The sequence below is a fragment of the Polymorphospora sp. NPDC050346 genome (assembly GCF_040655695.1).
In the GTDB taxonomy this organism is placed as follows: Bacteria; Actinomycetota; Actinomycetes; order Mycobacteriales; family Micromonosporaceae; genus Polymorphospora; species Polymorphospora lycopeni.
The window spans coordinates 84,302-98,487 of record NZ_JBFAKM010000028.1 but is presented as its reverse complement, the minus strand read 5'-3'; the positions used below and the strand labels follow the sequence as shown (position 1 = coordinate 98,487).

9 protein-coding genes and 1 pseudogene are annotated in these 14,186 nt (G+C 73.2%); 2 read left to right on the top strand and 8 right to left on the bottom strand.

Annotated features, from left to right (window positions below):
• Positions 1 to 149 precede the first annotated feature (149 nt).
• From AB0I42_RS25730 to AB0I42_RS25705, 6 genes are all read right to left on the bottom strand, one after another.
• Positions 150 to 680: a hypothetical protein gene (locus AB0I42_RS25730; RefSeq protein WP_357540867.1), complete on the bottom strand. Its 531-nt coding sequence runs from the start codon at positions 678 to 680 to the stop codon at positions 150 to 152.
• Positions 681 to 729: 49 nt separating this feature from the next.
• Complete coding sequence (locus tag AB0I42_RS25725) at positions 730 to 1,239, bottom strand: hypothetical protein (protein WP_357540865.1); 510 nt, start codon at positions 1,237 to 1,239, stop codon at positions 730 to 732.
• A 51-nt stretch (positions 1,240 to 1,290) separates the two neighbouring features.
• Positions 1,291 to 3,549, bottom strand: coding sequence for a UvrD-helicase domain-containing protein (locus tag AB0I42_RS25720; RefSeq protein WP_357540889.1), 2,259 nt, complete (start codon positions 3,547 to 3,549; stop codon positions 1,291 to 1,293).
• Positions 3,550 to 3,789: 240 nt separating this feature from the next.
• A complete protein-coding gene (gene gsmA, locus AB0I42_RS25715) occupies positions 3,790 to 4,872 on the bottom strand; it encodes a sporangiospore maturation cell wall hydrolase GsmA (RefSeq protein WP_357540863.1) in 1,083 nt (360 codons plus the stop codon).
• Positions 4,873 to 4,986: 114 nt separating this feature from the next.
• Positions 4,987 to 6,630 (bottom strand): CocE/NonD family hydrolase, encoded by a 1,644-nt coding sequence (locus tag AB0I42_RS25710; RefSeq protein WP_357540861.1) that lies wholly within the window; start codon positions 6,628 to 6,630, stop codon positions 4,987 to 4,989.
• Complete coding sequence (locus AB0I42_RS25705) at positions 6,630 to 7,184, bottom strand: MarR family transcriptional regulator (protein WP_357540887.1); 555 nt, start codon at positions 7,182 to 7,184, stop codon at positions 6,630 to 6,632. The genes AB0I42_RS25710 and AB0I42_RS25705 overlap by 1 nt, the downstream gene beginning before the upstream one ends.
• A 130-nt stretch (positions 7,185 to 7,314) precedes the next feature.
• On the opposite strand from AB0I42_RS25705, the gene AB0I42_RS25700 reads away from it, so the two are divergent.
• A complete protein-coding gene (locus AB0I42_RS25700) occupies positions 7,315 to 9,459 on the top strand; it encodes an MMPL family transporter (RefSeq protein WP_357540859.1) in 2,145 nt (714 codons plus the stop codon).
• 56 nt (positions 9,460 to 9,515) lie between these two features.
• Here AB0I42_RS25700 and AB0I42_RS25695 read toward each other — a convergent pair whose 3' ends face one another.
• Together AB0I42_RS25695 and AB0I42_RS25690 are read right to left on the bottom strand one after the other, a co-directional pair.
• Positions 9,516 to 10,370: a lytic transglycosylase domain-containing protein gene (locus AB0I42_RS25695; RefSeq protein ID WP_357540857.1), complete on the bottom strand. Its 855-nt coding sequence runs from the start codon at positions 10,368 to 10,370 to the stop codon at positions 9,516 to 9,518.
• A 461-nt stretch (positions 10,371 to 10,831) separates the two neighbouring features.
• Positions 10,832 to 12,181 (bottom strand): annotated as a pseudogene (locus AB0I42_RS25690) (VTT domain-containing protein); the annotation flags it as partial.
• A 131-nt stretch (positions 12,182 to 12,312) separates the two neighbouring features.
• Here AB0I42_RS25690 and typA point away from each other — a divergent pair.
• The gene (gene typA, locus AB0I42_RS25685) at positions 12,313 to 14,181 is read left to right on the top strand and encodes a translational GTPase TypA (RefSeq protein ID WP_357540855.1); all 1,869 of its coding nucleotides are present in this window, start codon (positions 12,313 to 12,315) and stop codon (positions 14,179 to 14,181) included.
• Positions 14,182 to 14,186: the final 5 nt, after the last annotated feature.

The window sequence follows — 14,186 nt, the reverse complement described above, 5'->3', positions numbered from 1 at the left end:
AGACGGGCCTGTCCCTGCGCGAGGCCAAGGACATGGTCGACGCCCTCTGACCCGCCCCCGATCCCCCGCGATCTTGCAGTTGTCTCCCCCGTTCGCCGGATTTGTCGGGCGACAAGTGCAAGATCGCGGCTAGTGGCACCAGGGCCGGGTCAGAGGGCGTCGACCATGTCCTTGGCCTCGCGCAGGGACAGGCCCGTCTCGGCGCGGACCAGCTTGACCGCCTCGATCGGCCGGCCCTGACGCTTCAGGTCGGTGGCCCGGTCGACAACGGACCGGTCGGCGACCTCCGGCAACCGGGGCGGCTGGCCCGGCCAGCGCGCCGGCACCCGGCCCGCCCCGATCTGCTCGACCACCTGCTTCGCCTCGGCCAGGCCCATCGGGCGCCGCGTCCGCAGAACCTTGATCGCGTGGATCTTCCGGTTCCGGCCGAGCAACTCCAGGATCTCGGCGACCAGCGCCCGGTCGGTGGCGTCGAGACGGTCGAGACCTTCGATCCCCTCGGGTCCGGCCACGACACCGGCACCCTTGCCACCGGCCGGTCCGGCGCCGTACCGCGCCCGCTCGGCCAGGGCGCCGCCGACCAGGTCGGCACCGCGGCGGCGGGAGCGGGCGGCGACGAACACGATCACACAGATCACCAGTACGACCACGATCGCGCCAAGGGCCCCGAACCATTCCATGGCCCCACGCTACCGACGGGCCGCCAGCCCACCGCCAGCCTGCCGGCGCTCAACTGACGAGCTTGGTCGCCTCGGACAGCGGAGCGCCGAGCCGCTCGCAGAGCAGCCGTACGGCGTCGGCCTCACGGCCCCGCTTCTTAAGGGTGAACGCCCGGTCGACGATGTACGGGTCGAACTCCCAGTCGGCCCCGACGACCGGCGTCCGGACCGGCCACGTGGCCGGGTGCCGGCCCGCCCCGATCTCGTCGACCAGCCGCTTGGCGTCGGCGCCCGCCATGCCGGTGTGCCCGCGCAGCACACAGGTCGCCTGGCGCCGCTTGCCCCGATCGAGCAGTTCGGCGATCTCGGCGATCACCTCGGCCTCGGCCGGCATCTCCCGCACCGGCGGATCGTCCGACCAGGCCGGAGCGACCGGTTGCCGTGTCCGCAGCGCGCCGCCGACCAGGTCCTTGCGCCGGCCGGCCGCCCGGACCCGACCGATGACGGCGGCGGCCACGCCGAGGACACCCACCGCCCCGACGACACCCACTATCCCGACGGCCGCCGCCCAGTCCACCATGGATCCACGGTACGGCGTACGCCGTACCGATCCGGTCGGGACATCGGGTGATCAGGTCGGCCGATCGGCCAGGTCCGCGAGGGCGGCCGGCAACTCTCCGCTGTGGACGACGCCGAGCCGGCGGGTGGCCCGGGTCAGCGCCACGTAGAGGTCGCTGTCGCCACGGGGCGACTCGGCGGCGATCTCGGCCGGCTCGACGACGACGACCGAGTCGAACTCCAGCCCCTTGGCCTGCCGTACGGTCAGCACGACAACCCGGTTGACCAGGTCGGACCGGTCACCGACCGCCGCGTCCGGGACCGCCGAGGCGACCGCCCGCCCCAGCTCGGCCAGCCGCGCGGCGGGCACGATCACGCCGAGACGGCCGTCGGTGACGTCGTCCGCCTCCCGGGTCACCACGTCGGCGAGCCGGGCGGGCAGTTCACCCGGGGCGGTACGGCTGGCCCACGGTGGTACGCCGGTCTCGCGTACGGACCGGGGTGGGGTCAGCGTGGGGTCGATGTCGGCGAGCAGCCGCGCGGCGACCGACATGATCTCGGCCGGGGTGCGGTAGTTGACCTCGAGTTCGGCGAGCCGCCAGCGGTCCGCCACGTACGGCTCGAAGACCTGTGCCCACGACGAGGTGCCGCCGAGGTCGCCGGTCTGGGCGACGTCGCCGACGACGGTCATCGACCGGTTCGGCGTGCGGCGCATCAGCAGCCGCCAGGCCATCGGGGACAGTTCCTGGGCCTCGTCGACGACGATGTGCCCGAACGCCCACCGGCGGTCGGCGGCGGCGCGCTGGGCGGCGGTCAGCTGGTCGCCGTACTCGTGCCGGTCGGCGAGCAGGTCGGCGTCGAGCAGGTCGGTGGCGGCGAGCAGTTCGGGTTCGGCCTCGTCCTCGACGTCGATCGAACGGGAGCCCATCGCGATCTCCAGGGCGCCCTCGGCGTATTCGATCTGGCGTTGCCGTTCGCGTTCGGCGAGCACGGCCTCGACGGTGGCGTCCTCGCCGAGGAGTTCGGCGGCCTCGTCGAGCAGTGGCACGTCAGCCGGTGACCAGCCGCCGCGCGGGTCGCGGCGCAGCAGCTCCCGCTCGACGGCGGTGAGTTGCGGGGCGGCCGCGGCGAGGCGGGCGTCGGAGGCGAACAGGCCGGCGACGAGTTGCTGCGGGCTGAGGATCGGCCACAGCCAGTCGAGTGTGGCGAGCACCTCGGGTTCGCGACGCAGTTCGCGCCGGATCTCGGCGACGTCGGCCTCGTCGAGCAGGTTGTCGCCGCCGAGCGGGTCGGCGCCGATCTTCGCGGCGAGTTGGGCGGCGAGGGCGTGGATGATCTCGGTGTCGAATAGCGGCCGGGCGAGGTTGTGCAGCTTGCCGGAGCGGCGGGCGCGGGTCCGGGCGTCGGCGACGGTCGCCGGGTCGAGCCGCAGGGTGTCCTGCTCGACGTTGATCTCGATGGGCTCGTCGGGCAGCCGCTGCCGGTCGGCGACGGCCGCGGCGAGTACGTCGACCATCACCGGCCGCCCTTTGATCTCGGCCACCTCGGCGGGCTCGTCGCGGCGGGCGGTCACCCCGGGGAACAGGTCGCCGGGGGTGCGCAGCAGCACGCCGGTCTCCGCCAGCGACGGCAGCACCTGGGAGATGTAGTTGAGGAAGGTCGGGTTGGGCCCGACGACGAGTACGGCACGGGTGGAGAGTTCCCGGCGGTGGGTGTAGAGCAGGTAGGCGACCCGGTGCAGGGCGACGGCGGTCTTGCCGGTGCCGGGGCCGCCCTGGACGACGAGCAGGCCGGCGACGTCGGAACGGATGATCCGGTCCTGTTCGGCCTGGATCGTCTCGACGATGTCGCGCATCCGTCCGGTGCGGCCGGCGCCGAGCGCGGCGAACAGGGTCGCCTCGCCGGCCAGCCCGGTGCTGCCGGTGGGGTCGGCGGCGGTGAGGTCGAGCACCTCGTCGTCGAGGCGGACCACGGTGCGGTCGTTGGTGCGGATGTGCCGGCGGCGGGTCACGCCGTGCGGGGCGGCGGCGGTGGCGAGATAGAACGGCCGGGCGGCGTCCGACCGCCAGTCGAGCAGCAGCGGCCGGTGGCCGTGGGTCTCGTCGAATATCCCGATCCGGCCGACGTGCGCGGTGCGGTCGTCGTCGAAATCGAGCCGGCCGAAACAGAGCCCGTTTTCCACCGCGTCGATCTGCGCCACCTGCTCGCGGTACACCGCGGTGGCGCTGTCGCGCTGGGACCGGGCCTGGGGCGTACCACCGGTTTCACGCAAGGCCCTGGCCAGCCGTTTCGCGGCATGATCACGCATCGCGTCGAGCCGTCGGTAGAGCATCGACACGTGCGCCTGCTCGCGGTCGACCTCGTCGGTGCGCTGGTCGGCGGCGGCCCTGGACGAGATTGACAAATTGTCTCCCTGTTCGATAAAGTCCCAAAAGAATCGCATGTCACATGCGATTCTTTTGTTTTCCCGAACATAGGAGAATAGCGGGTGGCCGGCCATCGCCGCATCTCACCCGCCACATCTCACCCACCGTCGGGCCGCGCCGTGTCCGGCACCAGCCCGACGGCGGCCTCACCGGTCGTAGCGGTAGAGGTCGTACTGCTTCATCAGCCTGATCAGGTTCGTCGCGTACGTCGGCGAGGTGGCGTACCCGGCCTTGTGGATCTCGGCGGCGAACCGGTCCGGGTTGTCGCTGTACGCGAACGCGGGCCGGTACCGGCTGTTGTCCCTGAGGAAGCGGCCGTGGTCGGCGAACGAACCGGCCGCGTCGCGGTAGGCGCGGAAGCTGGCGGTGGTGCCGTAGCAGCGGGTGCCCTCGCACTCGGTGGTCGCGTACGACCGGCAGCCGACCGCGATCGGGCCCGGGGCGCCGAAGCACTTGATCCCGAAGTAGTTGTGGTCGCGGCGGGTCAGGCCGCTGCCGCCCCAGCCGGATTCCTGGATCGCCTGGGCGATGGTGACCGAGGCCGGCACCTTGTACTGGCGGAAGCCGGCCCGGGCCGGCTCGGCGATCCGCTGGATGAACCGGTTGCGGTCGGCGGTCGGTACGGTCGGCGGCGCCTGGCCGCACCACGGCAGGTTCGACGCGGCGGGGTTCCAGGCGACGTACGCGTCGGCGACGAACCGGCCACCGGCCAGCCGGTTCCAGGCGGAGCTGCGCCGTACCGCCCCGGTGACCGTCTGGCCCCAGGTCTGGCATTCCACGGTGAGCCGGCTGCCGTCGGCGACGGTGCCGACGTGGGCGTGACCGGTGCCGGCGCCGGCACGCAGGTTGAGCGGCCCGCCGCCGGTGCGCGCCGTGGCCACGGCCGCCCGGTTGCCGCCGCACCAGGCCACGGCGGGCCGCGACGGGGTCCAGCGGATGTAGGCGTCGGCGACGTACCGGCCGCTGGACAGCAGGTTCCAGTGCGCCGACCGGCCCTGGGTGCCGGTGACGAGTTCGCCGTACACCTGGCAGGTGACGGTGATCCGGGTGCCGTCGCGCAGCGTGCCGACGCGCCGGTCGGCGGTCGAGGCGCCGGCCCGGACGTTGAGCGAGCCGTCGACGCGTACGGTCGCGGCCGGTTCGGCGGCCCGGGCGACGGCCGGCACGGGGGCGGCGAGAGTGGCCGACAGGCCGGCGATGAGCACCGTGGTCGTGGTGGCGACGCGCACGTCGTCCCCTTTCGTACGGGCGACGGCGCGGCTACCGACACCTGACACGGCAGGCTATTTGTCGGTTTTGTGACAGGTGTGGAAATGGTGAACCAGACACCTGAAAGTGGTAGCTCAGCCCGCTTCTACGACGGGGAGCAGGATCGCCGACGGATGGGTCGGATCGTGGTGGATCTCGCGGTCGCCGGCCCGCAGCGTGACCGCCGTACCCAGCGGCTCGCCGGTGCCGGGGTTGCGGGCGTAGCGCGGATGCGCACCCCCACTGACCTGCACCCGCAGCCGGTGGCCGGCGGCGAACCGGTGCGCGACCGGCCACATCGCCACCGGCACGGCCACCACCCCGTCGGCCGACGTCGGGAAGCCTTCCGGCGCCACCCGGACCAGGCCGTCGCACACGTTCCGGGAGCGCCCGCGCCGGTCCACGTCGCACAGCCGGACGAAGACGTCGAAGTAGGGCAGTTCGCTGCGTACCCGGATCTCCGCCGCGACCGGGCCGACCACCTCGACCGGCGCGCGCAGCGGCGCACCGGTGTAGGTCAGCACGTCCGGGCGGGCCTCCAGGTCGCGGTTGTCGACCGTCCCGGCCCGCTGGGCGACGAGCAACGGGCCGCCCAGCGACGGCGTCGGATCGGCCGGGTCGTAGCGGAACCGGTCCGGGGCCGACGGCGGCGGCAGCGCCGGGTCCAGGCCGCCGCCGGGTTGCAGGTGCCAGGCCACCGGCACCGCCGGCGGCGGCCACCACGGCAGTTCACGCCAGCCCGCGCCGCCGCCGACGTGGACGCGTACCGGTGCCGTGCGCAGACCGACGGCGTCACCGGCCAGGTGCGCCCGCAGCCAGGCCACCCCCTCGCGTACGGACGCCGCGAGCAGCCCCGGGCTGCCATGCGTCCACGGCCCGACCGTCAGGTAGGGCCGCCGGCCCGCCGCCCGCAGCCGCGCGTAGTCGGCCAGTTGGGCCGGCAGGAAGATGTCGTGCCAGCCGGTGATCATGCCGACCGGGGCGGTGACCTCGGTGATCCGGGCGTCGAAGACCCGAGCCCGCCAGTACGCCGCCCGCGGCCGGTGGTGCCGCAGCCAGTCCTGGAAGAACGGCACCGCCGCGCCGGTGGCGATCCGGTCGGCCTCGGCCAGCGGCAGATGGGCCAGCCCGGCGACCAGCCCCGGCTGGCCGCGCTTCAGCTCGACCTGCCGGGCCAGCCACGGCACCCGCTGCGCCTCGATCAGTTCCACCCAGGTCAGCACGCTGTCGAGCGAGAAGGCCCCACCGGCGTACGTCGATTCGCGGCTGGTCGACGCGGCGACGACAGCGACCATCGCGCGCAGGTCGGGGCCGGCGTCCGGGGCCAGCGCCCACTGCACGAAGCCCTGGTAGCTGGCGCCGAACATGCCGAACCCGCCCGAGTACCAGCGCTGCCGGCGCAGCCAGTCGACGGTGTCCAGGCCGTCGGCGCGCTCGTCGGCGAACGGCTCGAACACCCCGCCGGAGCCGAACGTGCCCCGGCACGACTGGATCACCACGTGGAAGCCCTGCCCGGCCAGCAGGCGGCCGAGCACCCGCATCGGCAGGCCCCGCCCGTACGGGGTCCGGATCAGCACGGTGGGCGCGGCCGGCAGGTCGGGGGCGTAGTGGTCGGTCAGCAGCTTGACCCCGTCGCGGGCCCGGACCCGCAGGCCGGCCCGGCGGACCACCCGGCGGGTGCGCGCCGGGGGCAGTCGCAGGAGGCGGGCGGCGAGCCCGGCCGCCAGCGCGGCGAACATCAGTCCGGCGGCCGGCCGGCCGGGGCGGCCCGGTCCGCCGCGTCGCCCCCGGGTGCCGGGCCGGTGGGCCGACCGGCCCGTACGTCGTCGCGGTGCTGGCGCATCATCGCCGCCATGTCCCGCATGAACCGGTGCACGACCGTCAGCTCGTCGTCGGTGTAGCCGGACATCACGCCCTCGGTGCGCCAGCCGAGTGGGCGGAAGAAGTCCATGGCGACGCGGGCGCCCCGGTCGGCGTAGCGGAGGAAGACCTTGCGCCGGTCGACGGTGTCCCGGTCGCGGCGGATGTGGCCGGCGCGTTCCAGCCGGTCGATGAGGGCGGTGACCGAGCCGGACGACAGGTTGAGGTGCTCGCCCAGCCGGCCCGGGGTGATCGGGTTTTCCTCCCGCTCCGCGTCCATGATCGCGATGAGGGCCTGGAGGTCGGTGGCGCCGAGCCCGTGCAGGCTGGCGAAGGCGTGCCCGACGTGCTCGGAGTCGATGGTGAGCCGGCGCAGGTCGACGGCGATGTCGGCGGTGAGCGCTTCACGCCGCGTGTCACGCGGCCGGTACATGCCGTGCGTCACCGAGGTTGTCCGCCTTTCCGTGCCTTGCCTCACCTGATTTGCACTCTACCGGAGGCGTCGATAATCTCGATCGTCGAGATACTTGGTTGTCGGCAAGTACGTTTATCGGGAGATGTGGATGACACCGCGACAGGTCACCTCCGGCCGGACGGACACCGAAACCGACGTCGGCCCGGCCGACCCCGCCGGCGACCACCGGCCGACCAGGATCGGCGGCCGGATCGGCGCGATCGTCAGCGGCCGGTGGAGCGCCTGGATCGTGCTCCTCGTCGCGGCCGTGTTCTCCGCCGCCGTCATCCTCGGCGGCGGCCAGGCCTACGAGAGCACCGACCCGACGGCCGCACTGCCCGACACCGCCGAGTCCGTCCGGGTCGCCGAACTCCAGCGACAACTGCCCAGCGGCCAGCTCAACCCGGCTCTCGTCGTCTACTCCCGCGGCGGGCAGCCACTGACCGCCGACGACGAGGCCGCCATCGCCGCCGACGCCGCCGCGTTCGCCGGCGAGGCCACCGGCGGCCAGGTCTCCCCACCCGTCTACTCCCCCGACCGGGCGGCCGCCCTGCTCGCCGTACCACTGCCCGCCGACCTCGACACCGACACCACGATCGCCACCGTCGAACGGCTGCGCGCCACCGCCGTCGACGGCCTGCCCGCCGGCGCGACCGCGCAGGTCAGCGGCGGCGCCGGATTCACCGCCGACATCGCCTCCTCGTTCGACGGCGCCAACTTCCGGCTGCTGCTGGTCACCGTCGTCGTCGTCGCCCTACTGCTGATCGTCACCTACCGCAGCCCCTGGCTGTGGCTCGTCCCGCTGGCCGTCGTCGGCACCGCCGACGTGGTCACCAACGGCCTGATCGCCATGCTCAGCCGGGCGATCGAACTGCCGATCGACCCGTCGACCACCGGCATCGTCGACGTCCTCGTCTTCGGCGCCGGCACCAACTACGCCCTGCTGCTGATCGCCCGCTACCGCGAGGAGCTGCGCCGCGTCGACGACCGGCGCGAGGCGATGCGCCGCTCGCTGTCGTCGGCCGGACCGGCCATCGCCGCCAGCGCCACCACCGTCTGCCTGAGCCTGCTCACCCTGCTCACCGCCGTACTCGGCAACGACCGGGCGATCGGCGTCGCCGGCGCGGTCGGGCTCGCCGTCGCCGCCACGTACGGCCTGGTGGTGCTGCCCGCCGCGCTGTCCGTCTGCGGTCGTGGCCTCTTCTGGCCGTTCGTGCCCCGCGCCGGGCAGGCCGACCCCGCCCGCTCCGGCATCTGGGCCCGCGTCGGCGGCCTCGTCGCCCGCCGCCCGCGCGCCGTGCTCGCCGGCTCCCTGGCCGTGCTCGCCCTCCTCGCCCTCGGCCTCAGCGACGCCCGGCTCGGCCTCAGCCGCACCGAACAGTTCCGGGTCCAGGCCGAGTCGATCGACGGCCTCGACACCCTCGCCCGCCACTTCCCCGCCGGCTCCGCCGACCCGACCAGCGTCATCGGCAACGCCGGCAGCGAGCAGCCACTCCTCACCGCCGTCCAGGACACCCCCGGCGTCGCCAGCGCCCGCGTCGCCGAACGCACCGCCGACCTCGTCGCCATCGACGTCGTGCTGGAGGCCGAACCGGACAGCACCGCCAGCTTCGACACGATCCGCGACCTGCGCGAGCGCGTCGACGACGTACCCGACGCCGACGCGCTCGTCGGCGGCACCGTGGCCAGCAACCTCGACACCCGCGACGCCGCCATCCGCGACCTCAAGGTCGTCGTACCGCTGGTGCTCGTCGTCGTCCTGCTCGTCCTGATCGTGCTGCTGCGCTCACTGGTCGCCCCGCTGGTGCTGGTCACCACCGTCGTCGCGACCTACTTCGCGGCCCTGGGCGCCGGCAACTTCCTGTTCACCAACGTCCTCGACTACGCCGCCCTGGACACCTCGGTGCCCCTGCTGGCGTTCCTGTTCCTGGTCGCGCTCGGCGTCGACTACAACATCTTCCTCGCCACCCGCGCCCGCGAGGAGGCGTTCACCCTCGGCACCCGCAAGGGCATGCTGACCTCGCTGGCCGTCACCGGCGGTGTCATCACCAGCGCCGGCATCCTGCTCGCGGCCGTGTTCGCCGTGCTCGGCGTGCTGCCCCTGGTCACCCTCACCGAACTCGGGATCATCGTCGGCCTCGGCGTGCTGCTCGACACCCTGCTCGTCCGCACCCTGCTGGTGCCGGCCATCGCCGTCACCGTCGGCCGCCGCTTCTGGTGGCCGAGCGCCCTGGCCCGCGCCAAGACCGACTGACCGGTCCGGCCCGCCGCCGCGCCGGATCGTGACACCGGCGCGGCGGCGGGCGGCGGCTAGAACGCCAGGCACTCGCATCCGGTCGTCAACCACCGGACGTTCTCGACGTAGCGCGGGTTCGGGATCACCAGCCCGTCGGCGGTGTCGACCTTCCCGTAGCCGAAGTTGTACGCCGCCAACACCGCGTTGACCAGGCACGGCGCGGTATGGCTGGCGCACTCCCCGTCGTACGTCAGCGTGTAGTCGCCCCCGAAGTAGACGTCGCCGAAGTACTTGATCAGCCAGGCCAGGTAGTTCGCGCCCAGCGTCGCGTTGTCCCGGTAGTCGTCGACGTCGTAGTTCTTCTCGAACCGCATGTTGACGTACGCCGCGGTGTCCGGCATCACCTGCATCAGGCCGATCCCGCCGTCACACGCGATGATGTTGGACTGCCAGCCGCTCTCCTGCCACGCGACAGCCTTCACCAGGTTGACCGGCACCCGGATGCCCGGCGCCGACGTCGGCCAGTACGTCCGCCCCGCCGCCTCGGTCAGCGCCGCCTTCGCCTGGGCCCGGGTTGCCTGCGTGCCCACGTACTTCGGCTTGCAGCCGCTGGGAGCCGGCGCCGGTACGGCCGGCGGCAGCTTGGCCTCGACCGGCGGCTTGCGGGTCGGTTTCGGCCGGGCCGACGGGGTGACGCCCGGCGTCGGGCTGGCACTGGGCGTGGGGGCGGCACCGAACCCCTGCACATGCGGCGGTGGCGGGGTCGGCGACGGCGTGCCGGTGGCCTCGACCACCGGGGCCACCACGTCGGACATCCCGTCCCCGGCCAACCCGTCCCCGGCCAGGTCGCCACCGGCGTCGCCGCAACCGGCGACCGCCAGCACGGCTGCGACCAGCACCACCACTGTCCGGCGTGCCCGTGTCCGCATCGGACGTCCCCTCCCGTGTCGGTCCAGACCGGGCCCCGCCGACCGGCGGCCAGCCGCACGAGCGACGAGCCGCGCAGGTCGTGGCAGGTGGGGACCGGCGCGGGACGCACCATAACAGCGGTTGACCTTGGACGGGACCCGCCCGGGCAAACTGGACGCCGCCTCGGGCGCCCCGGTCAGACCAGGCCCGCAGCCCGTCGCGGCCGGTAGGTGCCCGCGTTCGCCCGACCGCCACCCGCCTCCGGACCGGCCTGCTCCAGGCCCGCGGCACCGACCGCCGGCCGGTCCCCGTCGGCCCGGCCACCGTCGACGACCGGCCCTGGGTCGCCCGCCGGCCACCCGTCCGCCACCGGCCCACCGGTGCCGGCCACCTCGGTGCCGGCTGATGCGATACCGGCCGCCCCGGTGCCGGCTGGTTCGGTGCCGGCTGGTTCGGTGCCGGTCAACCCGTGCGGCTTCGGCACGGCCCGGTCCCGGGTCGCCCAGGCGATCATGAACACCGCCGTCCACAGGACCCCGAGCAGCACCGACGTCACCGTCTCGCTCGCGGTGCTCCAGCCGACGTAGAGCCGGGCACCCGCGACCGTCACCACCCCGACCGCGGCCCCGGTCCACGCCGCCACCGCCACCGGCCAACGCGCCCGCCGCGACAGCAGCCACGCCAGCGTGCACAGGCTCGCCGACGCCACCGCGTTCTGGCCGGGCAGCAGCGCCGCCGGCAGCGGGCCGCCCGCCGACGACTCGTCCAGGATGGTCAGGTCGGCCACCAGCGCGACCAGGACCGGTGGCACGAACGCGCCGACCGTACCGACCACGCCGACCAGGTCGTCGCGCCAGGCCCGGGTGCGCCAGCCGTGTGCCAGCGCCAGCATCCCGACCACCGCGATCAGCAGCGATCCCCGCAACGCGCCGATCGCCGTGTGCGCCACCTCGACCGCGCCGTCGGTGCGCTGCCCGGCGAACCAGCCGGCGATCGCGGTGTCCACGGCGGACAGCCCGCTCCCGTCGACCACCGTCGACACCGCCCAGGCCAGCACCAGGCCGCCGCTGAACAGCAGCACCAGGCCGGCGGCAAGGTTGGCCACCAGTGCCCACCCGGCACCGACCCGCGCCGACAGCCCGGTGAACAGGGCGCCGTACCGGTGCACCGCCCACCGCAGCACCGGCAGCCGGCCGGCCCGCGCCAGCAGCGCGCGTACGGGATCGGGGTTGCGGCCCAGCCACCGGCCGGCGAGCACGATCGCGACGACCGAGACCAGCATCAGCAGCACCGCCGCGGTGGCGCGGCCCAGGTAGTGCGAGACCGCCGCGTACGACTCCCCCGCCAGATAGCCGACGACGATCGAGCCGCCGACCCAGCTCACCACCCCGAGAAGGTTCCACGGCGCGAACCGCCGGTAGCGCATGCCGGTGCTGCCGGCGAGCCGGGGCAGAAGCGTGCGGGCGAACGCCACCCACCGCGCCCCGGCGATGCCGCGGCCACCCATCCGGCCCAGCATCCGGTCGGCCCGGGCCCACCGCTCCTCGCCGACCCGGGCACCGAATCCGCCGGCCCGCAGCCGTGGCCCGTACCGCCGGCCGGCCCGGAACGCCAACGCGTCACCGACGGCCGCCGCGGTGATCATGATCAGTAGCGTCGGGCCGAGTCGCAGCGTCCCGGTGTACGCCAGGAACCCGACCAGCAGAAGCGTCCCCTCGGCCGGCACGAACAGGCCGAGGAGCAGCGCGGTCTCGCCCATCACGAGGGCCGCCGCGACCACGTAGATCAACCCGGGCGGCAGGTCGGCCAACCGCATCAACAGGTCATGCATGTCGCTCCCCCGCCACGAACGTCAGCATGCCAGCCGCCGGACGGCGACAGGCAGCGATTTGCGTGGAGATCCGGGCCACCTCAGGGTGACCCCGACGGGGGCCGGCGACGGGCGAGCGGGAGGATATGAGCATGCAGACCCGCTCCGACCTCCGCAACGTCGCCATTATCGCCCACGTCGACCATGGCAAGACAACCCTGGTCGACGCCATGTTGCGCCAGGCCGGTGCGTTCAGCGCCCGGGCCGAGATGGCCGACCGGGTCATGGACTCCATGGACCTGGAACGCGAAAAGGGCATCACCATCCTGGCCAAGAACACCGCGGTGCGTTACGTGCCCGCCGACGGCACCGGCCCTTTCACCATCAACATCATCGACACCCCCGGCCACGCCGACTTCGGCGGCGAGGTCGAACGCGGCCTGACCATGGTCGACGGCGTCGTCCTGCTCGTCGACGCCAGCGAGGGACCGCTGCCGCAGACCCGCTTCGTGCTGCGCAAGGCCCTCAAGGCCCGGATGCCGATCATCCTCGTGATCAACAAGGTCGACCGGCCGGACGCCCGGATCAAGGAGGTCGTCGACGACACCTACGAACTGTTCCTCGACCTCGACGCCGACGAGGAGCAGATCGACTTCCCGATCGTCTACGCCTGCGCCCGCGACGGCATCGCCTCGCTGACCCAGCCCGCCGACGGCTCCGTACCGACCGACAGCGACTCCCTCGAACCGCTGTTCCGCACCCTGCTCGACACCATTCCGCCGCCGGCGTACGACGAGACCGCGCCGCTCCAGGCCCACGTCACCAACCTCGACGCGTCGCCGTTCCTCGGCCGGCTCGCCCTGTGCCGGGTCCGGCAGGGCACCATCCGCAAGGGCCAGACCGTCGCCTGGTGCCGCACCGACGGCACCACCGAGCGGGTCCGCATCTCCGAACTGCTGATGACCGAGGGACTGGAACGCAAGCCCGCCGAAGAGGCCGGCCCCGGCGACATCATGGCCGTCGCCGGCATCCCCGAGATCATGATCGGCGAGACGCTCGCCGACGTCGACAACCCGGTCCCGCTGCCGCTGATCACCGTCGACGAGCCGGCCATCTCGATGACCATCGGCACCAACACCTCACCGATGGTCGGCCGGGTCAAGGGCGCCAAGGTCACCGCCCGCATGGTCAAGGACCGGCTCGACAAGGAACTCATCGGCAACGTGTCGCTGCGGGTCCTGCCGACCGACCGCCCGGACGCCTGGGAGGTCCAGGGCCGCGGCGAACTCGCCCTCGCCATCCTCGTCGAGCAGATGCGCCGCGAAACGTACGAACTGACCGTCGGCAAGCCGCAGGTCGTCACCCGGGAGATCGACGGAAAGACCTGCGAACCCGTCGAACGGCTCACCATCGACGCCCCCGACGAATACCTCGGCGCCATCACCCAGCTCCTCGCCACCCGCAAGGGCCGCATGGAGCAGCTCGTCAACCACGGCACCGGCTGGATCCGCATGGAATGGCTGGTCCCGGCCCGCGGCCTGATCGGCTTCCGCACCGAATTCCTCACCGACACCCGCGGCACCGGCATCCTGCACCACGTGTTCGAGTCCTACGAACCCTGGTTCGGCGAGCTGCGTACCCGCAACAACGGCTCCCTCGTCGCCGACCGCGCCGGCGCCGTCACCTCGTTCGCCATGCTCAACCTGCAGGAACGCGGCACCCTGTTCGTCGAACCGACCACCGAGGTGTACGAGGGCATGATCGTCGGGGAGAACTCCCGCTCCGACGACATGGACGTCAACATCACCAAGGAGAAGAAGCTCACCAACATGCGCTCGTCGACCGCCGACGAGACCGAGAAGGTGATCCCGCCGCGCAAGCTGTCCCTGGAACAGGCCCTGGAGTTCTGCCGCGAGGACGAGTGCGTCGAGGTCACCCCCGTCGCCGTCCGGCTGCGCAAGGTCGTCCTCGACCAGACCACCCGCGGCCGGGCCGCCGCCCGCCGCAAGCACGCCGGCTGACCAGC